The following is a 20,615-nucleotide window of genomic DNA, read 5'->3' as shown; positions in this document are numbered from 1 at the left end:
CATGCACCTGCTTGACCTCATGGAGCCCGAAGAAACCGTTGGCAATCTCTGGCACGATATGGCCAGCGGGATCGGAGCAGAGGTGTCCTATCCCGAGGCCAGCATCTCGCTGGCCTCGGTCCGGCCCAGCCTCGCGCTGTTGTTTCGATCCCTTGGCGGTGCGCCGGGGGTGGAACTGTCCGAGGCGGCGGCCACGCTGGTCAAGCATCGTCAGCCCATACGGCGCAAACTGGGGGCGGACCGTGACCATGAATGGGTGGCACGCTTTGATGGCGAAAGGCTTGCCTTGCCCCCATTCATCGCAGCGTTTCCCGATCCCGCGCTGAACCGGGCCGCGTATTTCTGGCTCACCGCGCTGGCGGCGCTGACGGATGTCTCCGGACTTGATCTGTCGCCAGACGGGCCAGCGCAGGATTGCGCGCAAATCCGGGCCAATGCCGGTGCTGCGGATGCCGCTTATGCGGCCTGCCCCGGATTGCGGCAGGCCTATACCAAGATGGCAAAAGCCTGTGTCGCTGCCCGGCCCGACGTTTTGCGCCCCTCACAAGAGGCCGCGCTGGAAGCTGCCATTCGCGATCAGCTTTGCGGCGGGTCGCCGGTTCTGACACGTGAACCTGCATCGCACCGCTATATGCCAATCGCACCTGTCCCGATCTGGCTGCGCTTTGTACGACCTGGCTCTGGCGCGGTGGTCGAGGAAGAACAGGCTGCTGCTGCGGCACCTCCGCCCAATGCAGCACACACGGCGCGCAAGCTGGGCAATCGCAAGGATCAGGAGCAGAACAACCGCAAGGACAGTTTCATCATCCACCGCTTTGAATCGATCCTGTCCTGGGTTGAATCGATGAACATCAACCGCAGTGTGGATGATGACGATGATGAAAACGCCCAGAAAGCCGCCGACGATCAGGATGAGATCACGCTGTCCAAACAGGATCGCAAGGCAGCCACCCGCCTGCGTTTGCATCTCGATCTGTCCCCCGCCGATGCCGATCACGAGGCGTTGGCCGGCGAGCACACATACCCAGAATGGAACCACAGGGCGCGCAGCTACATGCCAGATCACTGCCGGGTTCTGGACGCACCTGCGCAACCAGGGAATACGATTTTTGCCCCCAATGAGCGAAGGATGCGTGAAGTGCGCCGCCAGTTCGAGGCCCTGCGCCCACGTCGCGTCCTACAGCCCCGTCAGGTGGATGGAACCGAGCTGGACCTGGACGCGCTGCTGACCGCGCGTGCCGACCTGCTGGCAACTGGGCGCGGCTCGGATCGCATATGGCAGTCCGCACGCCAGACCGAGCGCGATCTGTCGGTGGCCTTCCTCATCGACACCTCGCGATCGACTGAGGCGGCGATTGGCGACACTTCGGTGATCGAAGTGGGGCGCGAAGCGATGGCAGCCCTAGCGGGTGGCATCGACGCGGCGGGCGACCGGCTGGCCATCTGGGGCTTCTCCTCGCTGCGTCGCGACCGGGTATTTCTGACGCGTTGCAAGGACTTTGAAGCCCCGATGTCCCCTGACATCACCGCCAATATCGGCGCGTTGAAACCCGGGCATTACACCCGCCTTGGCACCGCAATTCGCCATGTCAGCGCACAACTGGCCGAGGAACCGTCGGCGCGCAAGCTGTTGATTGTGCTGACCGATGGAAAACCCAATGACCTTGATCACTACGAAGGCCAGCACGGCATTGAGGATAGCCACGTGGCTGTACGCGAAGCCCGCAATGCCGGGCAAAGCCTGCATGGCATCATCATCGACGAAGACGGACAGGACTGGTTTGCCCGTATCTTTGGGCGTGGTGGCTTTACCCTTTTGCCCAACCCGGAACGCCTGACCAAGGCGCTGCCGGACATCTACCGCACCCTGACACAGGAGACCTGACATGCCCAGTTTTATAACGCTCATCCTCTCAAGCCTAATCGCCTCTCCCGTCCTGGCCGGAGGTTTCGACCGCCCGATCCCGCAGGCGCAATCGGCAACCGCCGAATTCTGGTACGCGCTGGCCTGCCTTGCGCTGGTTGTAGCGATGGTTGCGGTGCAGCGGCTGGTATCGCGCAAATGAGCCAAACCGCGACAGCACGGGCCGGGTGGTCAACCGGGCAGATCGCGCTGGTTCTCTACCCGTTCGGGGCCGGGGCCGCAGCGGTGAATGTCTTTTTCGCCTCGCTGATCTTCAGTTGGGTGGGTGGCCCTGTTGCGTCGACCGCGTGGTCGATTGCGCTTGGGTGTTTCATCGGCGCGCCTGCCACATGGTATTTTTCCCGCCATATCCGACACCTGATGGATGTGGCCGACAGGACACCGGAAACATGAAGATCGAGATGAAAGACGGTCAGCCCACTGTGGATGCCATGGACGTGGCAAACCTGCTTGGCCTGAGTGCGGCTGACGTTCAGGCCAAGATGCGCGCTGAAGAGATCACAACCCGGTTCGAGACCGGAGTAGACGAGGATGCTGGCCGCATGCGTCTGACATTCTTTTACCACACCACGAAAGTGTGCCTGACCTGTTCGCAAGATGGCACGCTCCTCAGAACCCAGCGCACAACGATCGGAGGCCGCTAATGGCACAGACATCGGCAGAGCAAATGCGCGCATGGCAAGGGCCTGCGCTGTTCAGCTACGGGTTTCGCCCCTTCTTTCTGTTCGGGACCATCTGGGCCGTGGTGGCGATGCTGGTCTGGTTGGCGGCTTTGACGGGCGCAATTGACCTGCCGACCCGCTTTGATCCTGTTTCATGGCACGCCCATGAGTTCCTGTTCGGCTATCTGGGAGCAGTGCTGGCGGGATTTCTGCTGACGGCGGTTCCCAACTGGACCGGGCGCTTACCGATGGTTGGCTGGCGCTTGGTGGCCTTGTTCTGCCTATGGGCCCTGGGCCGGATCGCCGTGTTCTTTTCCGCCCTGCTGCCTGCGGTGGTAGCACCTGTTGTCGATCTGGCTTTCCCGTTGGTTTTGGGGGGAATGATCCTGCGCGAAATCGTGGCGGGCAAGAACTGGCGCAACCTGATCGTACTGGCGATGTTGGCAATGTTCACGCTGGCCAATAGCCTGTTCCACTATGAGGCGCTGCGCGGCGACTATGCGGCACAAGGCATGGGTTTACGCCTTGGCCTTGCGACGGCGGTGATGATGATCGCGGTCATCGGTGGACGCATCATTCCCTCTTTCACTCGCAATTGGCTGGCCCGCACCGACAATCCCGCGCGCCCGGCACCGCCCATGCAGCGGTTTGACAAGCTGGTTTTGCTGGCAGGTATCGTGGTCCTGCCCCTCTGGGTCTTGCAGCCTTTGGACAGACTGACGGGCATCGCCCTTGTCCTTTTTGGTGTCCTGCATCTTGCACGCCTGCTGCGTTGGCAGGGGCATCACACACTCAGCGAACCCCTGGTTTGGGTTCTGCATGTTTCGTACTTGTTCATCCCTGTGGGCGCCTTTGCCTTGGGGCTTGACCAACTGGCGGGCAATCCCGGTACTGCAAGCGCACAGCATTTGTGGATGGCAGGGGCCATAGGATCCATGACATTGGCCGTGATGACACGCGCCACGCTGGGGCACACCGGCCAAGAGCTGGTGGCAAATCGGATCACCGTCGTGATCTACCTGAGCCTGTTCGGGGCAGTCCTTGCACGGCTTTCGACCTCCCTATGGCTGGAAATGAGCTATGTGTCCGGCCTCCTGTGGCTCATGGCTTTTGCTGGCTTTGTCCTCGCGTATGGCCCTGCTCTGTTTCGCCAGAAACCGGCGAAGAGAGCCTAATCTGGGAGGGGTTTGCTGCAATATTTGTTCTGCTTCTTTCACCGCACTCTGTCCCGGTCCGGCTCTCGGCCAAATCATGGATCACCGCGCGGATCACGTCATTCAATTCTGACCCAAACCGAGAAACCTCGCGGGCTTCCGGCTTGTCGCCTTTCTTCGCCTCAAACCAGTAGGCGCGGTTCTTCCCAACAGCACGGATAACTTGTGGGGTTCAATACTTGCCCTCAAGACGCTGTGTCGTTGCCGCCTGCGTCGCAGATCGCATCCAAGTTGCTCAACACCGCCGCCAGCTCTGCACGAACACGTTTAAGGCGTTCGGTCGTCATGGCTTCTTCTCGCCCTGCCAATCCCAAAACGACCGCAAGCACCGTATCTGAGTTTCTCATTAACTCGATCAGATGCTCCGCTGTCGGACCGTATGAACCTGACATCCAGTTCTTGGCTGTTCGTTCACTCGCTCCAGTCCAGCCGATCGCGACTTTCGCCGCACTGCCTGCACCGCCGATTTCTTGTGTGAGCGCTGCGCTGATGGCTTGCCGGTATTCTGACGCAGAAACGCGCCCATGGCAGTCTCGCTGAAACGAGCTGCCCTTTTTATGCAACATGTTTCCACCCCTCCTTCGCTAACATCGAAGGAAGAATCGCAAGGCTTCAATACAGGTTTGCAAACTTGAACGAGGGAGAGATGTGCATTGAGTTGGCCTGACGACAAATACGAGCGCAAGGTTCGTCGCGAGGCTGCGCAATATGTGCGCATGTCAACCGAGCATCAGCGCTACTCAACCGAAAACCAAGCCGATGTAATCGGACTCTATGCGGAGGAACGCGGTTACAAAATCATCAAAACATACTCAGATGCGGGCAAAAGTGGCCTGAGAATTGAAGGTCGCGATGGCTTGACGCAACTGCTCGATGACATCCAGGTTGGAAAAGCAGAATTCAACACAGTTCTTGTGTATGACATCAGCCGCTGGGGCCGGTTTCAGGATGCAGATGAGAGCGCCTACTACGAATATATCTGCAAGCGTGCTGGTATAACTGTCGAGTATTGCGCCGAGCAGTTTGACAACGACGGCAGCCCTGTCTCCACCATCGTGAAAGGCGTCAAGCGTGCAATGGCAGGCGAGTATAGTCGAGAGCTGTCGCAAAAGGTCTTTGCCAGTCAATCCAGACTTATCGAGATGGGCTATCGTCAGGGTGGTCCGCCCGGCTTTGGCCTGCGGCGGATGCTAATTGACGAGGTCGGCAATCAGAAAGGTGTTCTCACCCGGGGTGAACACAAGAGCATTCAAACAGACCCCGTGACACTTGTGCCGGGACCTGAGAACGAAATCGCGATTGTGAACCAAATCTTCCATAGCTTTGTAAATGACCAGCATTCCGAGGCCATGATCGCCGCCGATCTAAACAAGCAGGGCATCCAAACTGATCTGGACCGAGAATGGACACCGTCGGTTGTGCGCCAATTACTCTCAAACGAAAAGCATATCGGCAACAACATTTGGAACCGCCATTCCTTCAAGCTGAAGAAGCGGCATGTTCAAAATGATCCCAATAGCTGGGTTCGATCCGAAGGTGCGTTCGAAGCGATTGTCGACGCTGCGCTGTTTGCCGCAGCCAGAGCCATTATTGAGGCCAAAGTACATCGATTTTCTGACACCGAAATGTTAGACGGTTTGCGTAGCGCACTCGAAAAACATGGTTTTCTGTCCGGAATCGTTATCAATGAAACGCGTTCCTTTGAGCTACCCCCGAAATTCGGACACTGACGTAAGCTGCTATTTGTTGTCTGCTGATCTTCAACACGAAGGAGATCAGGAATGTCGAAACGGAAGCAACATCATCCAGAATTCAAAGCCAAGGTGGCGTTGGAGGCGTTGAAAGGCGAAGAGACGGTCAGCGATTTGGCCAGTCGGTTTGGCGTGCACCCAACGATGATCCATCAGTGGAAGCGCGCATTACTTGAAGGCGCATCGGGCGTATTTGAGCGTGGCGGACGGAAGGCACCGGAAATCGATGAGGAGCAGGTCAAAGACCTGCACGCCAAGATTGGGGAGTTGGCCGTCGCCAACGATTTTTGGCCAGAAAGCTCAAACCTTGGACCGGCAAGTGAGGCGCAAGATGATTGAGCCGAACCTAAAAGGTCTGTCAGTCAGCAAGCAATGTTCGCTGCTGTCGATCTCGCGGTCTTCGTTCTACTATGAGCCGAAGGGCGAAAGTGAGATGAACCTCGATCTGATGCGCCTGATCGACAAGCAGTTCCTGGAAACGCCGTTTTACGGCGTGCGTCAGATGACATGGCACCTACGCAATGACGACCACCTCGTCAATAAGAAGCGGATCAGACGCCTGATGCGGCTGATGGGCCTCATGCCGATCTATCAGAAGCCCAACACCAGCAAGGCAGCGAAGGGTCACAAGATTTACCCTTATCTGTTGCGCGGCTTGCGCGTGGATCGGCCCAACCAAGTTTGGTGCGCCGACATCACCTACCTGCCGATGCGGCGTGGGTTTTTATATTTGGTCGCCATCATGGACTGGCACACGCGCAAGGTGCTGGCGTGGCGTATCTCAAACACGCTGGAAGCCGAGTTCTGTGTTGATGCCTTGAATGAAGCGATCCACAAGTTCGGCCCACCCGAGATCATGAATACGGATCAGGGCAGCCAGTTCACGTCATTTGCTTGGACCGACCGCCTGCGTCGATCCGGCATCCGCATCTCAATGGACGGCAAAGGCCGGTTCCTCGACAATATCTTTGTCGAACGACTGTGGCGGTCGCTGAAATACGAATGCGTTTATCTGCACGCATGGGAGACCGGATCAGAGGCCAAAGCTGGCGTCAGAAAGTGGATCGCGTTCTACAACCACAAGCGCCCTCATTCCGCCCTTGGCGGCAAACCACCCGCTGTGATCTATTGGCAGAGAAACGAAACAACCAACCCCGATCAGCAGATGCAAAGAGTAGCTTAAATCACGCCAGATCCTGTCCAAGGATTGGGGGGTAGCTCAGCTGCACAGTCAAAGGCAGCTCTGGGCCGTAACCGGTCCTGCCGCCATCCCAGCATTGCATGGGCGCTTTCCGTGCATCGCCGTTCTAAAGATCTAGAGAAGCATCACGTAACAGGGGGCGAACCGGATACTCGCGGCTTGCCCACAATCATCCGGTTCGCGGTGATTGGGTCAGTTTATGACGTAAAAGCCAATTTCGTCTGACATTCCATAGGGGGGAGCAGTGGCGGACCGAGGAGGATTCGAACCCCCGACCCCCTGATTCGTAGTCAGGTACTCTATCCAGCTGAGCTATCGGTCCACTGCGTCAGGATTTAAGGCTCCTGCCCTGGAGAAGCAAGCCAAATTACGGCGGGCTCCCTAACCTTCCCAAAACATCCCCAATCGGGGTGAATTGAAATAGTGGCGGACCGAGGAGGATTCGAACCCCCGACCCCCTGATTCGTAGTCAGGTACTCTATCCAGCTGAGCTATCGGTCCACTGCGGCGGGGTTTAGTCCTAGGGGATGGGGCGCGCAACCCCAAAAACAAATAAGTTCCGGTCTTTTTGATCTCCTGCTTTTTGACGGCAAGAGGCACAGCTTGCAGGTCACAGGGTTCCATCGCCTTTTGGCAGATGTATCTCAAACCTGCTGCCCTCGGGGCCTGTCTCGCTGAGCGTCACCGAACCGCCGTGCCCTTTGATCAGCTCTGCGGCAATCGCCAGGCCCAGACCACTGCCGCCTTTGCGCACGCTGCCCTGGAACGGCGTAAATAGATTCTCATGGGCCCGCTTGGGCAACCCCGGGCCGGTATCAGACACAGTGATCCACCAGGCATCCCCATCGTCTCTTGCGGCAATTGTCACGCTGCCGGTTTTTCCGGTGGCAACAATCGCCTGCCGCGCATTGCGCACCAAATTCATAACAACCCGAAACAACTGCTCTGAATCACCACGTATCATCATCCCCTTGGGCACCGCATTGATCAGATCAACCGCAACCTCTGCCGGGGCCAGCAATTCGCTCTCAACGATGTCTTCGACGAGCTCGCATAACGCCACATGGGAAAAGGTTGGAGCCGGCTCTTCGGCGCGACCAAAGGCCAGGGTGCCTTCGCATAGGGACACGGCGCGGGTGATGGAATTCACCAGCTTGGGGGCCAGCCGCCGCACCAGAGGGTCTTCGCTCATCTCGATGCGGTCGGTGAACAGCTGCGCCGAGGTCAGGATATTGCGCAGATCATGGCTGATCTTGGCCACGGCGCCCCCCAGTTGCGCCAGCCTTTCCCGTTGCCGCAACGCCTGGGTCAGCTCTGTCTGCAGCTTTTGTAGCGCTTCTTCTGCTTCACGCAGCTCAATCACCCCGGCATTGGGTTGGATGATGCCGCGGGCATCCTCGGGCGCGGCGGCATAGCGTTGCATATAGCCGACAACCCCCTTGATGGGCCGCACCAGGAACACCCGCACCGCCGCAAACAGCAACAGGGCGGTAAAGATCGAAATCACTGCAGACAGCAACAGGACCCGCACTCCGTAGTCGATCATCGCCATCCTCAGCGGTGCGGTCTCGATGGTGATTTCAATCAACAGCCCCGCGTCGCGCACCGGCGCCCCGATCACCCGGATGATTCTATTGGCTGGACTGGCCAACTGGCGAAAGGCATCGCCAATCAGAGTCACTGCGCTGGCCATCCGCAAATCATAGGTGCCCGCAATCGGCTGCGGGATCGGCGAAGACAACATCAGCTGGCGCACCTCATCGCGGCGCAACACCACGTTATAGACCCCGGCATTCTGCAGCAGCTCCGATTCAAGATCGGTGTCCAGCATGTCATCCGCAAGCAGCACCAAGGAGGCAATCTGCGCCCGCTCCAGGCGCTCGGCAAGATAATCGAGCCGGAAACGGGAAATAGACGGCACGAAGATCAGAATTTCGGCCAGCATCACAAAAACAATGGTCAGGACCAGGAACCTGCCTGAAAGCGAATTCAGCATAGAGCCCTTTCCAGCTTAGGGAATCCAGCGCTGCACAAATTGCACCGCTCGTTTGACCAATTGGCTCTCAAAGAGCCGGGGTGAGAAATAGGCTCCGGCAACACGTTTGTTGATTTCCCCAATAGAAGGATAGGGCGCAACCATCGCCGCAATCTGACTCATCTTGAGCCTATTGGCCAGCGCCAGCGACCACAAGGATATCAATTCACCCGCCTGGTGGCCCACAATTGTCGCCCCGACAGGCCGCCCCTTGACCACCATCACCTTGATAAAGCCCTTGGTTTTCAACTCCGCCAAAGCGCGGTCATTGTGGTGGAACTCAAACCGGGCCAGCTCTAGCCTGTCGCCATACTGGGCGCGGGCCTCTGCTTCGGTCAGCCCAACCTGCGCCAATTCCGGGTCGGTATAGGTGGCGCGCGGGATATGCAGCTCCTGCGCCTTGGAAGGCAGACCAAACAGGGCCGAGCGGATGATAACCCCGGCATGATAGCCCGCCACATGGGTAAATTGCAGCCCGCCAGCCACGTCACCAATGGCATAGACCCGCTTGTTGCTGGTGCGCAAAGACGCATCCACCTCGATGCCTGTTCGGCTCGGCGCAATGCCGCCGGCCTTGAGGTTCAACCGCTCCACGTTGCTTTTACGCCCTACGGCCATCAACAAGTGTGAGCCCGCAAAGCTGCGCCCATCCTTGGTCTTCACCTCAATAGCACCGCCCCTCCCAGTGATCTCGGCGGCCAGGGCATCCTCGGCGATCTCGACACCCTCAGAACGCAAAGCCTGCAAAACAATGGCGGCGGCCTCGGGGTCGTCACGGCCCAGCGCCTTGGCACCTTCGATCACCGTCACCTTGCAGCCCAGACGGATATGCGCCTGCGCCATTTCCATGCCGATAGGTCCGCCGCCAATAATCAGCAGATGCTCTGGGCGCTCGCGCAGATCAAACAGCGTCTCGTTGGTTTCATAGGGCACGCTCTCCAGCCCGGGGACCGGCGGCACCAGCGGCGATGACCCGGTGGCAATCACCACCCGGCGGGCGCGAATGATATGATCACCGGCCTGCACCTCGGTGGGTGAGATAAAGGCACCAAATTCGCGGATGACCCGCACCCCGAACCCTTCAAAACGTTCCGGACTATCCATCGGCGCGATGGTTTCTATGGTGTTTTGAACATGGGCCTTGGCGGCGGCGTAATCCACCAGCGGTGCATGATCCGCAATGCCAAAGGCCGCCGCATGGCTCTGCCCATAGGCCACCTTGGCACTGGCCAGCAGCGCCTTGGAGGGCACACAGCCATAGTTCAGGCAATCACCGCCCATCTTATGACCTTCCAGCAGCACCACAGAGGCCCCCATCTGGCTGGCCCCGGCCGCAACCGATAGCCCACCGGAGCCAGCCCCAATGACAAGCAGATCACATCTTATCGGGGTCTGAGAGGTCAGGCTCATGGCTCAGCTCGCTTTCTTCTTGGGTCGCAGGGCTTTTACGATGATCGGCATGGCAGCCAGTACACAGAGCCCCAGCAGAGGAGCAATCACATGGGGTTCCCACAATAGGGACAGATCAGGGTCTTCGCCCCGGTCAAACACCTCGCCAACACCAACACCGATCCAGGTAAAGACAATGGCCCCCGGAATGATACCCAGGGCCGTGGTCCACAGGAAGTTGCCAAACCGCACGCCCACCAGCGCCGGCAGCAGATTGGCGACAAAAAACGGCACCGCAGGCACCAGGCGCAGCAACAGCAGGACTTCGATCTCATTTTGGCGCAACGCGTTCTTCAGCATCTGCACCCGGCCTTCCGCCGCTTCCAGTTTGGAGGTCAGCATCTCCCCCAGGCCCAGCCGCGCCGCCAGAAAGATGCCACTGGCGCCGATAGTGGCCGCCAGAACGTTCAGAGCTGTCCCGGTTGCCAGTCCAAACAGAAAGCCGCCCGTGACCGACGCCACCGCAGCGCCGGGCAGCGAAAACACAACAATCAGAATGTAGATGCCGACAAACAGCGCCACCAGCCCCAGGAAGTTCTGATCGCGAAACGCCATCAATACCTCGCGGTTATCGCGCAGCGTGTCAAAGCTCAGGTGATCTTTAAGCGTTGCAGCCCCGATCAAAGCGATCACGACCACGGCAATCAAGGGAAGGTGACGGGCTAGCCCGCGTTTTGGCGTCTCGGTCATCTTTCTCTATCTCTCTTGGCCACTCTCAGCCTGGCTTGGGGGTTGAACTAGGGTGCTACGCTTAAACTATAACTGCTGCGAGAGCGAACGGGGGCTTATCACGCGGCCTTGATCTGGTAGGCTGTTTTTGTGAGGAATCACGCATTTGCCCAGAGGTATTGAAACAATGCCTGGACTATATCGCGCTCTTTCTGGCGGTTTTTGATAGAAATATCACCCCAAGCTGTCAAAAAACCGGCTCAGCGTTTGACTTGCCAGAGAATCCCTTCTAAAGACCGGGCTTCGAGATAGACACCACGGGTAGCGATTCCGCTTTGCCCTGTAGAAATTGGAGACCGGAGCGATGAAACGCACCTTTCAGCCCTCGAACCTGGTTCGTAAACGTCGCCACGGTTTTCGTGCGCGCATGGCCACCAAGGCAGGCCGTAAGATCCTTAACGCACGCCGCGCACGTGGCCGCAAGGAGCTGAGCGCATAAGCGCGACGCCCCAAGGATTGACAGATATGACACCGCCGAAGGCCCCACAGGACAGCTCAGCTGCCTCCGGGAACCAGCCTTCGGCGGTTTCTGTTTGTGCGACGGCAGCCCAAAGGCCCCCGAAACTGCCGCCATTGGTGGTTTTGGCCAAACGCAGCGCGTTTCTCGCCGCCGCCCGGGCGCGGCGTCAGGGCACCAAAAGCATGATGGTGCAGGGCCGCAAGCGCAAAGAGGGCGAGGCCGATGGTTTTCGCGTCGGCTTTACCTGTTCCAAAAAGGTTGGCAATGCGGTGGCACGCAACCGCGCCAAACGGCGCCTGCGCGAAGCTGCGCGCCATGTTCTACCCGGTATTGGCCGCGATGGCTGGGACTATGTGTTGATCGGCCGTGCCGAAGTGACCGCCAATCGCGGCTTTGAAGATCTCAAGCGCGATCTGGCCTATGCGATCAAAAAGATCCACGGATGATCTTCTCTCACCGCAACGCTGAGCCTATCTTGGCGCCATGACACCGCTCGCCCATATCCTCGCCCTGCCGGTCCGCGCTTATCGGTTGCTCTTTTCGCCCTGGGTCGGGTTTAACTGCCGCTATCAACCAACCTGTTCCGCCTATTCGCTTGAAGCCTTTGAAAAACATGGTGCTATCAAAGGCGCCTACCTGACGGTCCGCCGCATCGGCCGCTGCCATCCCCTGGGGGGGAATGGCTATGATCCGGTTCCTGGGAGTGACCCGGAGCACGACAAACTGCTTCAGGAAAAGTAGCCCCGCTATTCCTTTTCGAAAAGGATCGTGACCACGCCCAGGGTGATGCCAAAGCGGCTCATATAAGCCTTATTCAGCAAGCGACCATCCTCCAACAGCCACATCCAATCGTCAAATGTCACGCGCTGGGTGCCGCCATCCGCCAAGGGCAGATCAATGGTATAGTGCCAGTTGAAGGTATCACCGCTTTCTGTGCCACGGGCGAGGCCCTGCACGCCCTCTGCTGTTCCGGTCCAGGTTTCTGGCCCGGTCTTCGTCAGCGCCCAGTTGCGCGTTTCCTGTGTGCCATCTGAATAGCGAAACCGCTCCGCAAGACGCAGCACCGTACCGTCCCAAGTCCCGTCGATATCGACCTTGAACCGTCTTCGCACGGTCCCAAAGCGGTCTTCGAATTGCCCGTAAGCCACTGTTCGACCCTGGAAATATTCCTCAAGGTTTAGAGTCTTGTCACTCAACTTTGCATCCGACAGCTCTGGTCGCCCACAGGCCACAAGAACCAGACCCAAAACACCAATCACGATCCAGTTCACGACGCCACGCATCTGTTTTCCCCTTTTTGAATACCCACATGATAAAAGGACTACGGTGCGGCAAAGGTTTTGGATGAGTCGGTTCGAGAATTTTCAGACGGGTCAGGCTTGGTGAGGCAATCACACCTGTCGCGCCAGCTGCGGCATTTGTTGCTTTGCCAAAGATAGTTGTTTAAGGGGCGCTGCATGTTTGATGATGATCAGTCCGAAATTCACCCGCTTTTTGCCGGGGCACCCTCAACCACCGAGTTCAAAAAGCTGCGCAAACGTATCGTGCGTCAGGCCCGAGAGGCGATTGAACAATACGGCATGATTGAGCGTCCCGCCGATGGCAGCACCCCCAGGTGGCTGGTCTGCCTCTCTGGTGGCAAGGACAGCTATACGCTGCTGGCGGTGCTGCACGAGCTGAAATGGCGCGGGCTGTTGCCGGTAGATCTGCTGGCCTGCAATCTGGACCAGGGACAACCGGGATTTCCGGCCACTGTGCTGCCTGCGTTCCTGGAAAAAATGGGCGTGCCGCACCGCATCGAATACCAGGACACCTATAGCATCGTGGTGGACAAGGTGCCCGCGGGACGGACCTTTTGCGCGCTCTGCTCGCGCCTGCGTCGTGGCAACCTGTACCGTGTGGCCCGTGAAGAAGGCTGCTCAGCAGTGATTCTTGGCCATCACCGCGATGACATCCTGGAAACCTTCTTTATGAACCTGTTTCACGGTGGCCGGCTTGCCACCATGCCACCAAAACTGATCAATGAAGAAGGCGATCTTTTTGTCTATCGCCCGCTGGCCCATGTCGCCGAGGTGGACTGCGAAAAGTTTGCCAAAGCAATGGATTATCCCATCATCCCCTGTGATCTTTGCGGCAGTCAGGATGGCCTGCAACGCCAGCAGGTCAAACAGATTCTCGACCAGTGGGAAAGCAACAGTCCAGGACGGCGTCAGGTGATGTTTCGCGCCCTGACCAACGCCCGCCCCTCGCACCTCCTGGACCCCAAGCTGTTCGATTTTGCCGGCCTGGAACGCAAAATAAGCGAAGAAAGCGTCGATTCGGATGAGATTCCGCTGCTGCGTTAACTCCGGAGTCAGAAACAGGCCTCTATTCTGCCCAAGCACCCCTGCTTTAGGCGAAAGGTCTGAACATGACAAAAGCGAATTCCGGTCTTTATAACCGAATTCGGGCGAGACTGGCTCCAGCGCTTTTGGCGCCTCCCATTCTCGCGTTCTTACCCGCCCTCACCCTCGCAACCTTTTGGCTCGGTGGTGAAGCGGCCCTGCTGTGGGTTGCACTGGGTATCCCGCTGATCTTTGCCGCTTTTGGAGCCTTCTCCAATCATGGCCGCAATTTTGCCCCGCGCGACAGCGTCACCGGGTTGATGCTGCGTGAAGGCTTTGAGCTGGAAATGAAGCGCATCGTCGATGACTGCAGCAACACCGAGCTGCGCTCGGCGCTCTACTACATCGAAGTTGATGAATTCAAAGAGCTCATCAACCGCGAAGGTCAGGAAGCAAGCGATCTGATTATTCAAAGCTGCGGCGAACGCATTGCCAGCACTCTGCGCAATGGTGATACCGTTGCGCGGATTGGCGATAGCAAATTTGCTGTCTGCCTGACCCCGGTGCTGCAATTGGATCTGGAAACCTGTGTTCAGATGGCCGGGCGTATTCAAGCCGCTGTCGAAGAGCCGATCTCGCTGGGGGGCTCCACAGTCTATACCTCTTGCTCGATCGGGTTTTGCCTGAACACCCGTGCCCCCAGCCGGGAATACTCCGACTGGTCCACAGCGGCCTCTGCGGCTCTGACTGAGGCCCAGCAAAACGGCCCGTCGGGAATTCGTGTGTTTTCCGCCGACATGTATCAGCGCAGCAAAGCCCGCGGCAGCCTACGCGAGGAAGCCGCCGAAGCCCTGGAAGCTGGACATATCCTGCCCTGGTTCCAACCACAGATCTGTACAGACACGGGTCGCGTATCCGGGTTTGAAGCCCTGGCCCGTTGGATGCACCCCGTGCGCGGGCTGATCCCACCTGGCAAATTCCTGCCCGTGTTGGAGGAAGCCGGGTTGATGGAACGGCTCAGCCAGGTCATGCTCTATCATTCGCTGACCGCGCTCAATGCCTGGGATGCCGCAGGGCTGAAAGTGCCCGCCGTTGGGGTAAACTTTGCGACCCAGGAACTGCGCAATCCCAATTTGTCCGAGAATATCAAATGGGAACTGGAACGGTTTAACCTGCCGCCTGCGCGTCTTTCGGTTGAAATCCTGGAAACCGTCATGACCGACCGGCCCGATGACGTGGTCACCCGCAATATTGCGGCCCTCAGCGACCTGGGCTGCCACATCGAATTGGACGATTTCGGCACCGGTCATGCCTCGATCTCGGCGGTGCGCCGGTTCAACATCTCCCGGATCAAGATTGACCGCTCATTTGTACTGCGGGCGGATCGTGACCCAGACCAGCAAAAGCTGATCGCCGCCATTTTGACCATGGCCGAACGTCTGGATCTTGAGACTCTGGCGGAGGGTGTCGAAACCGTCGGTGAGCATGCACTGCTGTCCCAACTTGGCTGCGATCATGTTCAGGGCTTTGGCATCGGTCGCCCTATGCCCTTTGACCAGACACTGGACTGGATGACCGCGCACGAGGCGAAACTGCAGGAAGCCCCGGAAATCGGCCGCAACACCCGCTGATCTCAATCTAGACTCGGTCTAATCACCGGCTAATCACCGGCTAATCACTGGCGAAATACCGCTTTTCTGGCTTCGGGGCGCTTTGCCGCCCCGGATTCCCGTGATTCCGCTTGACCTTTGGGGGTCTTCTCTGTTGAACCACACCCTGTCATTCCCTACACGAGGTGGCAGTCCCAAATGGACGACCAGAACAAGAATCTCATTCTCGCAATCGCACTCAGCAGCCTCGTGCTTCTTGGGTGGATGTACTTTTTTCCACCCCCAGAGGTCCCGCCGGCTCCCGAAGTCCAGGCGACTGAGACGGCATCCGCAGATGGGCCCGTCAGCACGCCGAGTGCAGCCGTCGCAGCCGATGCTGCGACCAATCAGCCTGCAGAAGAGGCCAGCGTCTCTGACGCGCCACGCGTCAACATCGAATCTGATCGCCTGACCGGTAGCATCTCGCTGCAGGGCGGTCGCCTCGACGACCTGGCCCTAAAAGACTACCGCGTCACCATTGATGCACCGGACATTGTCCAGTTTCTCTCTCCGGTTGGAGAGCAAGGCGCCTATTACGCCCTCTATGGCTGGGCACCTGGTAGTGGTCTGGCAGCTGAGGACGTCCCAGGAGCCAATACTCTTTGGACCGCCCCCGCTGGTGCTGAGCTGACACCTGACAGCCCCGTCACCCTGACCTGGGACAACGGCAAGGGCTTGACCTTCAACCGCACCATCGCGGTGGACGAGGACTATATGTTCGCGATCACCCAATCGGTCACCAATGGCACCGGCGACACAGTTTCGCTGGCTCCCTATGGCACCCTGGCGCGCCACGGTGAACCTGCTGACCTGAAGAACTTCTTCATCCTGCACGAAGGCATTGTTGGCATGACCGACGGTGAGCTGACCGAGCTGGATTATTCCGATGTTGCCGATTTTGAAATTGATCCCCGCGACGGATCGCGTTCCGAAATCAAACAGGTAGAAGGCGACGGCTGGATCGGTTTCACCGATCACTATTGGATGTCGACGCTGATCCCGGCACCGGGCCAGGCGTTCCGCTCTTCGGCTAAATATGACGAACGTCGGGATATCTATCAAACCGACGTGGTGCTGCCGACCATGACCCTGGCCGCAGGCGAAACATCCGAGGTCACCACTCAGCTGTTCTCCGGGGCTAAGGAATGGGCAACCATCCGCGCCTATGAAAAGGGCGGCATTGCCGGCTTCCTCGACAGCATCGACTGGGGCTGGTTCTTCTTCCTGACCAAACCGATCTTTGCAGTTCTCCACTTCCTGCACGGGCTGATTGGCAACATGGGCTGGGCGATCATTGCCCTGACCGTGCTGATCAAGATCCTGGTCTTCCCGCTGGCGTATAAATCTTATGCCTCGATGGCAAAGATGAAAGAGCTGCAGCCGGAGATGGAGAAGCTGAAAGAGCGCGCTGGTGATGATCGCCAAAAGCAGCAAAAAGAAATCATGGAGCTGTATAAGCGGGAAAAAGTGAACCCAGCCGCCGGCTGTCTGCCGATCCTGATCCAGATCCCGATCTTCTTCTCGCTGTACAAGGTGATTTTTGTAACGCTGGAACTGCGGCACGCGCCCTTCTTTGGTCCTTTCCAGGATCTGAGCGCACCGGATCCAACCTCTTTGCTCAACCTCTTTGGTTTGCTGCCCTTTAACGGTCCGGCCCCTGATAGCATCATGGCGCTGGTCTTTATCGGCATCCTGCCACTGCTGTTGGGGATCTCGATGTGGCTGCAGCAAAAGCTGAACCCGGCTCCGACGGATCCAACACAGCAAATGATCTTTGCCTGGATGCCTTGGGTCTTCATGTTCATGCTGGGTGGTTTTGCCTCTGGTCTGGTTGTCTACTGGATCGCCAACAACACCATCACCTTTAGCCAGCAGTATCTGATCATGCGCAGCCACGGCTATAAGCCTGACGTTTTTGGCAACATCAAAGCCAGCGTCAAGCGTAAGCCAAAGGCCGGGAAAGAATGACAGCGACTGTCAAACAAATGTGGCGGCACCCGATCAAAGGCATCGGGGCCGAATCAGTGACACAGGTCCGTCTGGAGACAGGCGGACCTATGCCGTTGGACCGGGCCTGGGCTGTGCTGACTGGCACCGCCGAAGACACCGGCGCATGGCAACACTGCCGCAACTTTGCCCGCGGCTGTTTCGGTCCCGAACTCATGGCCGTTACCGCCCAAACACAGGGCGAAACACAGGGCGACAAAATCACTCTCCGTCACCCAAAACAGGGTGAGATCACCCTGGACCCGGCAACGGATGGTGCGAAACTGGTGGATTGGCTGCGACCGATCTACCCGGCCGAGCGGCCACAGCCACACAGTTTGATTGCAGCCCCGGCAGGCGGCATGGCTGATGCCAATTTTTCGGCGCTCTCGATCCTGTCACTGGCCTCCTTGCGGGCACTTGTGGAAACCCTGGGACAGGAATTGGACCCGCGCCGGTTCCGTGGCAATCTGTGGATCGACGGCGCTGCCCCCTTTGAGGAATTTGACTGGGTTGGGCGCCAGTTGCAGATTGGTGAAGTGCGTCTGGAAGTGATCGACCGCATCACCCGCTGTCGCGCAACCGAAACCAACCCGGACACGGGCAGCCGCGACGCCAACACCCTAAAGGCCCTGCGCGACCACTGGGGCCATACTGATTTTGGCATTCGTGCCAAGGTGCTGTGCGATGGGAACATTGCCCTCACCGATACTCTGGAGCTTGTCTGATGCAGATCCCATTCGCCCTCGCTGAAGAGCCTGACCAGATCACCACAGAAAAGGGCCGCAAGCTGTTTGCCGGCGAATCCCTGTTTGTCAAAGGCGTGGTGGCCATGTCCGGCCTGCCCGATGCAGACCGCATGGAGGTCTGCTTTGCCGGCCGTTCCAACGTTGGCAAATCCAGTCTGATCAATGCCCTCACCGGCACCAAGGGCCTGGCACGTGCCTCCAACACGCCGGGCCGCACGCAAGAGATCAACTTTTTCACCCAGGGCCCCGAGCTCTATCTGGTGGACCTTCCCGGCTATGGCTATGCCAATGCGCCGCTGGCGGTGGTGGAGAAATGGCAAAAGCTGCTCAAGCGCTACCTCAGTGGCCGTCAGACCCTGCGCCGCGCCTTTGTGCTGATCGACAGCCGTCACGGCGTCAAGGATGTGGACGAAGAGATCATGAGCCTGCTGGACAGCTCTGCTGTGACGTTTCAGTGCGTCATGACCAAGGCCGACAAGGTCAAGCTGAAGGATCGTGAACGGGTGATTGAACAGGTCCGCACGGCCCTGGCACGCCACCCCGCCGCCTATCCAGAGATCGTGCTGACCTCCTCGGAGAAAGGCGATGGCATCGCCACCCTGCGCTCCATCATCTGCGGTCTTGAATAGGCAGGCCACCAGCCTGCGCAGCGCCTAGCCCCCTCTGTGGGGGCATTTTACGGCCCTTTCTGGTTTCAGACGTGTTGGGCACCGTTCACTTCGATCTCCGCACCCGAGATATAAGAGCTTTCCTGCGAGCACAGGAAATAAATCGCCGCGGCGACCTCCTCAGGCTGGCCCAGGCGCTGCATGGGGAGCTTTTCGACAATCTTGTCGGTACCAGGGGACAGGATCGCGGTTTCCACCTCTCCCGGCGCGATGGCATTCACCCGCACCCCGAGTGGGCCAAAATCATGGGCCATCTCGCGGGTCAGCGCTGCCAGTGCCGCCTTGGACGTAGCATAAGCGGCCCCGGCAAAGGGATGCACCCGACTGCCGGCAATCGAGGTCACGTTGACCACTGATCCCTTGGCGGCGGCCAGTTCGTCCTTCAACCCGCGTGCCAGCACCACAGAGGAAAAGAAATTGACGTGAAAGACCTTGCCCCAGGTCATCAGGTCGGTGTCCAGGGTGTTCAACCGCTCACCTTCGGGCCCTTTGGGAGAGATGCCCGCATTGTTGACCAACGCATCGAGCTGCCCGCCAAGCCGTTCTTGGATGACGCCCACCGCGTTGATGGTGTCAGAAGGGTCCGACAGGTCCAGTTGCACGTGATTCTCCGCACCGCCACCCCAGGGGCATTCCTCGGGGAAGGGTTGCCGTGAACAGGTGATCACCCGCCAGCCTTCGGCGCTGAAGCGTCGCACAGTTGCGTGGCCAATGCCCCGGCTGGCGCCGGTCAGAAGCAAAGTCTTTTGGCGCATGGCGTAAATTCCATCTTTCTGAGCTGTGAGGCGACCCTATCAGGCCAGCCCGGAGCTGCAATCTCTATGTCGCACTTGGCAGCAGTGCCAGAAGCAAGTAACACCAGACGCCAAGAGGACCCCGAGCCATGAAGAAACAAGATATGAACCGCGACTGGATTGCCACTGCTGAAACTCTGTCGAGCGCCCTGCCCTATTTGCAGCGCTATGACGGAGCCATTGTTGTCATCAAGCTGGGTGGCCATGCCATGGGCAGCGATGAAGCGATGGAGACCTTTGCCCGCGATATCGTGTTGATGCGCCAAGTCGGGGTCAATCCGGTGATCGTGCATGGCGGCGGGCCGATGATCAATGCCATGCTGGACAAACTGCAGATCCAGTCAGAGTTTGTTGACGGCAAGCGGGTCACCGATCAGGCCACCATGGAAGTGGTGGAGATGGTGCTCTCTGGGGTGGTCAACAAACGCATTGTGCAGGCGATAAATGCCCAGGGAGGCCGCGCCGTTGGCCTATCGGGCAAGGACGCCAATCTGATCACCTGCGATCAGGCCAATGCCAAGCTTGGCTTTGTTGGTGCCCCGGTACAGATGGAGCCACAGGTTCTGCATGATCTGTTTGAAAAAGACATCATCCCGGTGATTGCCCCCATCGGGGCTGGCCGCGCGGGTGAGACCTTTAATATCAATGGTGACACCGCAGCTGGCGCTATCGCCACTGCGCTCAACGCCGACCGGCTGCTGCTGCTGACGGATGTTTCCGGCGTCAAGGATGCAACTGGCGAAGTTGTGACCGAGTTGAAAGCGGCGGATGTGGAACGTCTGACCGCCGAAGGTGTCATTGCTGGCGGTATGATTCCCAAAACAGAAACCGCTCTGGAGGCCGTTCGTTCCGGCGTGCGCGCCTGTACCATTGTTGATGGCCGGGTCAAGAATGCTGTGCTGCTGGAACTGTTTACCGATCACGGCGCTGGCTCGATGATCCGCGCCTGAACCTAGGAGCGCGCCTTCAGCCTCCAATAGAACGGCGCAAGCCAGCCTATCTGAACGGTATTGCCGTTTT

Annotated in this window: 22 protein-coding genes and 2 tRNA genes; 16 read left to right on the top strand and 8 right to left on the bottom strand. The window is 58.5% G+C overall.

Translation table 11 applies throughout. The features are described 5' to 3' along the window. Position 1 precedes the first annotated feature (1 nt). From JZI28_RS01830 to JZI28_RS01810, 5 genes are read left to right on the top strand one after another with little or no spacing between them, the layout of a single operon-like run. Positions 2 to 1,885, top strand: coding sequence for a nitric oxide reductase activation protein NorD (locus JZI28_RS01830; protein WP_375699043.1), 1,884 nt, complete (start codon positions 2 to 4; stop codon positions 1,883 to 1,885). A 1-nt stretch (position 1,886) separates the two neighbouring features. Beyond that, the gene (locus tag JZI28_RS01825; protein ID WP_375699042.1) at positions 1,887 to 2,066 is read left to right on the top strand and encodes a protein NnrT; all 180 of its coding nucleotides are present in this window, start codon (positions 1,887 to 1,889) and stop codon (positions 2,064 to 2,066) included. Then, positions 2,063 to 2,317, top strand: a complete 255-nt coding sequence (locus tag JZI28_RS01820; RefSeq protein WP_375699041.1) for an NnrT protein — start codon at positions 2,063 to 2,065, stop codon at positions 2,315 to 2,317. The genes JZI28_RS01825 and JZI28_RS01820 overlap by 4 nt, the downstream gene beginning before the upstream one ends. Continuing rightward, a complete protein-coding gene (locus tag JZI28_RS01815) occupies positions 2,314 to 2,568 on the top strand; it encodes a DUF6522 family protein (RefSeq protein WP_375699040.1) in 255 nt (84 codons plus the stop codon). Before JZI28_RS01820 ends, JZI28_RS01815 begins: the two co-directional genes overlap by 4 nt. Next, positions 2,568 to 3,761 (top strand): NnrS family protein, encoded by a 1,194-nt coding sequence (locus tag JZI28_RS01810; protein ID WP_375699039.1) that lies wholly within the window; start codon positions 2,568 to 2,570, stop codon positions 3,759 to 3,761. The genes JZI28_RS01815 and JZI28_RS01810 overlap by 1 nt, the downstream gene beginning before the upstream one ends. Positions 3,762 to 3,985: 224 nt before the next feature. Here the strand turns inward: JZI28_RS01810 and JZI28_RS01805 are convergent, their stop codons facing one another. Next, the gene (locus tag JZI28_RS01805; RefSeq protein ID WP_375699038.1) at positions 3,986 to 4,366 is read right to left on the bottom strand and encodes a hypothetical protein; all 381 of its coding nucleotides are present in this window, start codon (positions 4,364 to 4,366) and stop codon (positions 3,986 to 3,988) included. Positions 4,367 to 4,453: 87 nt separating this feature from the next. Between JZI28_RS01805 and JZI28_RS01800 the strand changes: the two genes are divergently transcribed. Together JZI28_RS01800 and JZI28_RS01795 are read left to right on the top strand one after the other, a co-directional pair. Then, a complete protein-coding gene (locus JZI28_RS01800) occupies positions 4,454 to 5,530 on the top strand; it encodes a recombinase family protein (protein WP_375699037.1) in 1,077 nt (358 codons plus the stop codon). A 51-nt stretch (positions 5,531 to 5,581) separates the two neighbouring features. Continuing rightward, positions 5,582 to 6,734, top strand: a protein-coding gene (locus JZI28_RS01795; RefSeq protein ID WP_375699036.1) for an IS3 family transposase whose coding sequence is annotated in 2 segments (ribosomal slippage) — positions 5,582 to 5,850 and positions 5,849 to 6,734 — 1,155 coding nt in all. Because the reading frame shifts where the segments join, the coding sequence is not laid out codon by codon here. A gap of 263 nt (positions 6,735 to 6,997) precedes the next feature. On the opposite strand, the gene JZI28_RS01790 is transcribed toward JZI28_RS01795, so the two are convergent. The 5 genes from JZI28_RS01790 to JZI28_RS01770 all read right to left on the bottom strand — a co-directional run bounded on the left by JZI28_RS01790 (position 6,998) and on the right by JZI28_RS01770 (position 10,926). Continuing rightward, positions 6,998 to 7,074: transfer RNA gene (locus JZI28_RS01790), tRNA-Arg, on the bottom strand. Between the two features lie 102 nt (positions 7,075 to 7,176). Beyond that, positions 7,177 to 7,253 (bottom strand) — tRNA-Arg (locus tag JZI28_RS01785). A gap of 109 nt (positions 7,254 to 7,362) precedes the next feature. Continuing rightward, positions 7,363 to 8,748 carry a sensor histidine kinase gene (locus JZI28_RS01780; protein ID WP_375699035.1) on the bottom strand — a complete coding sequence of 462 codons (1,386 nt, stop codon included), beginning with the start codon at positions 8,746 to 8,748 and terminating at the stop codon, positions 7,363 to 7,365. A gap of 15 nt (positions 8,749 to 8,763) precedes the next feature. Further along, the gene (locus tag JZI28_RS01775) at positions 8,764 to 10,197 is read right to left on the bottom strand and encodes a dihydrolipoyl dehydrogenase family protein (protein ID WP_375699034.1); all 1,434 of its coding nucleotides are present in this window, start codon (positions 10,195 to 10,197) and stop codon (positions 8,764 to 8,766) included. 3 nt (positions 10,198 to 10,200) lie between these two features. Beyond that, on the bottom strand, positions 10,201 to 10,926 hold the full coding sequence (locus JZI28_RS01770) for a TVP38/TMEM64 family protein (protein WP_297340109.1): 726 nt from the start codon (positions 10,924 to 10,926) through the stop codon (positions 10,201 to 10,203). Between the two features lie 343 nt (positions 10,927 to 11,269). Here JZI28_RS01770 and rpmH point away from each other — a divergent pair, with 343 nt between their 5' ends. Genes rpmH through yidD form a run of 3 tightly spaced genes read left to right on the top strand, consistent with a single transcriptional unit; the run spans position 11,270 to position 12,166 of the window. Beyond that, positions 11,270 to 11,404: a 50S ribosomal protein L34 gene (rpmH, locus tag JZI28_RS01765; RefSeq protein ID WP_027241708.1), complete on the top strand. Its 135-nt coding sequence runs from the start codon at positions 11,270 to 11,272 to the stop codon at positions 11,402 to 11,404. A gap of 26 nt (positions 11,405 to 11,430) precedes the next feature. Beyond that, complete coding sequence (gene rnpA / locus JZI28_RS01760; RefSeq protein WP_375699033.1) at positions 11,431 to 11,871, top strand: ribonuclease P protein component; 441 nt, start codon at positions 11,431 to 11,433, stop codon at positions 11,869 to 11,871. Positions 11,872 to 11,908: 37 nt separating this feature from the next. Beyond that, positions 11,909 to 12,166, top strand: coding sequence for a membrane protein insertion efficiency factor YidD (gene yidD, locus JZI28_RS01755; RefSeq protein WP_375699032.1), 258 nt, complete (start codon positions 11,909 to 11,911; stop codon positions 12,164 to 12,166). A 5-nt stretch (positions 12,167 to 12,171) separates the two neighbouring features. Here the strand turns inward: yidD and JZI28_RS01750 are convergent, their stop codons facing one another. Next, on the bottom strand, positions 12,172 to 12,708 hold the full coding sequence (locus JZI28_RS01750; RefSeq protein WP_375699031.1) for a DUF3833 domain-containing protein: 537 nt from the start codon (positions 12,706 to 12,708) through the stop codon (positions 12,172 to 12,174). Between the two features lie 174 nt (positions 12,709 to 12,882). Between JZI28_RS01750 and ttcA the strand changes: the two genes are divergently transcribed. The 5 genes from ttcA (at position 12,883) to yihA (ending at position 18,762) form a co-directional block, all read left to right on the top strand. Next, positions 12,883 to 13,770: a tRNA 2-thiocytidine(32) synthetase TtcA gene (gene ttcA / locus JZI28_RS01745; RefSeq protein ID WP_348152003.1), complete on the top strand. Its 888-nt coding sequence runs from the start codon at positions 12,883 to 12,885 to the stop codon at positions 13,768 to 13,770. A gap of 65 nt (positions 13,771 to 13,835) precedes the next feature. Beyond that, positions 13,836 to 15,380 carry a putative bifunctional diguanylate cyclase/phosphodiesterase gene (locus JZI28_RS01740; protein WP_375699030.1) on the top strand — a complete coding sequence of 515 codons (1,545 nt, stop codon included), beginning with the start codon at positions 13,836 to 13,838 and terminating at the stop codon, positions 15,378 to 15,380. A 177-nt stretch (positions 15,381 to 15,557) separates the two neighbouring features. After that, a complete protein-coding gene (gene yidC / locus JZI28_RS01735; protein WP_349376466.1) occupies positions 15,558 to 17,366 on the top strand; it encodes a membrane protein insertase YidC in 1,809 nt (602 codons plus the stop codon). Further along, positions 17,363 to 18,112 carry an MOSC domain-containing protein gene (locus JZI28_RS01730; RefSeq protein ID WP_375699029.1) on the top strand — a complete coding sequence of 250 codons (750 nt, stop codon included), beginning with the start codon at positions 17,363 to 17,365 and terminating at the stop codon, positions 18,110 to 18,112. The genes yidC and JZI28_RS01730 overlap by 4 nt, the downstream gene beginning before the upstream one ends. Next, complete coding sequence (gene yihA / locus JZI28_RS01725) at positions 18,112 to 18,762, top strand: ribosome biogenesis GTP-binding protein YihA/YsxC (protein WP_295451021.1); 651 nt, start codon at positions 18,112 to 18,114, stop codon at positions 18,760 to 18,762. The genes JZI28_RS01730 and yihA overlap by 1 nt, the downstream gene beginning before the upstream one ends. 65 nt (positions 18,763 to 18,827) lie before the next feature. Here yihA and JZI28_RS01720 read toward each other — a convergent pair whose 3' ends face one another. Then, a complete protein-coding gene (locus tag JZI28_RS01720) occupies positions 18,828 to 19,556 on the bottom strand; it encodes an SDR family NAD(P)-dependent oxidoreductase (RefSeq protein ID WP_295451027.1) in 729 nt (242 codons plus the stop codon). Positions 19,557 to 19,684: 128 nt separating this feature from the next. Between JZI28_RS01720 and argB the strand changes: the two genes are divergently transcribed. Then, positions 19,685 to 20,545: an acetylglutamate kinase gene (argB, locus tag JZI28_RS01715; RefSeq protein WP_295451030.1), complete on the top strand. Its 861-nt coding sequence runs from the start codon at positions 19,685 to 19,687 to the stop codon at positions 20,543 to 20,545. Positions 20,546 to 20,615 lie beyond the last annotated feature (70 nt).

It is taken from the genome of Pseudophaeobacter sp. TrK17, from assembly GCF_042192375.1.
Lineage (GTDB): Bacteria > Pseudomonadota > Alphaproteobacteria > Rhodobacterales > Rhodobacteraceae > Pseudophaeobacter.
Note: the sequence above shows the minus strand (reverse complement) of the source record. Positions and strands in the feature narration are given on the sequence as shown.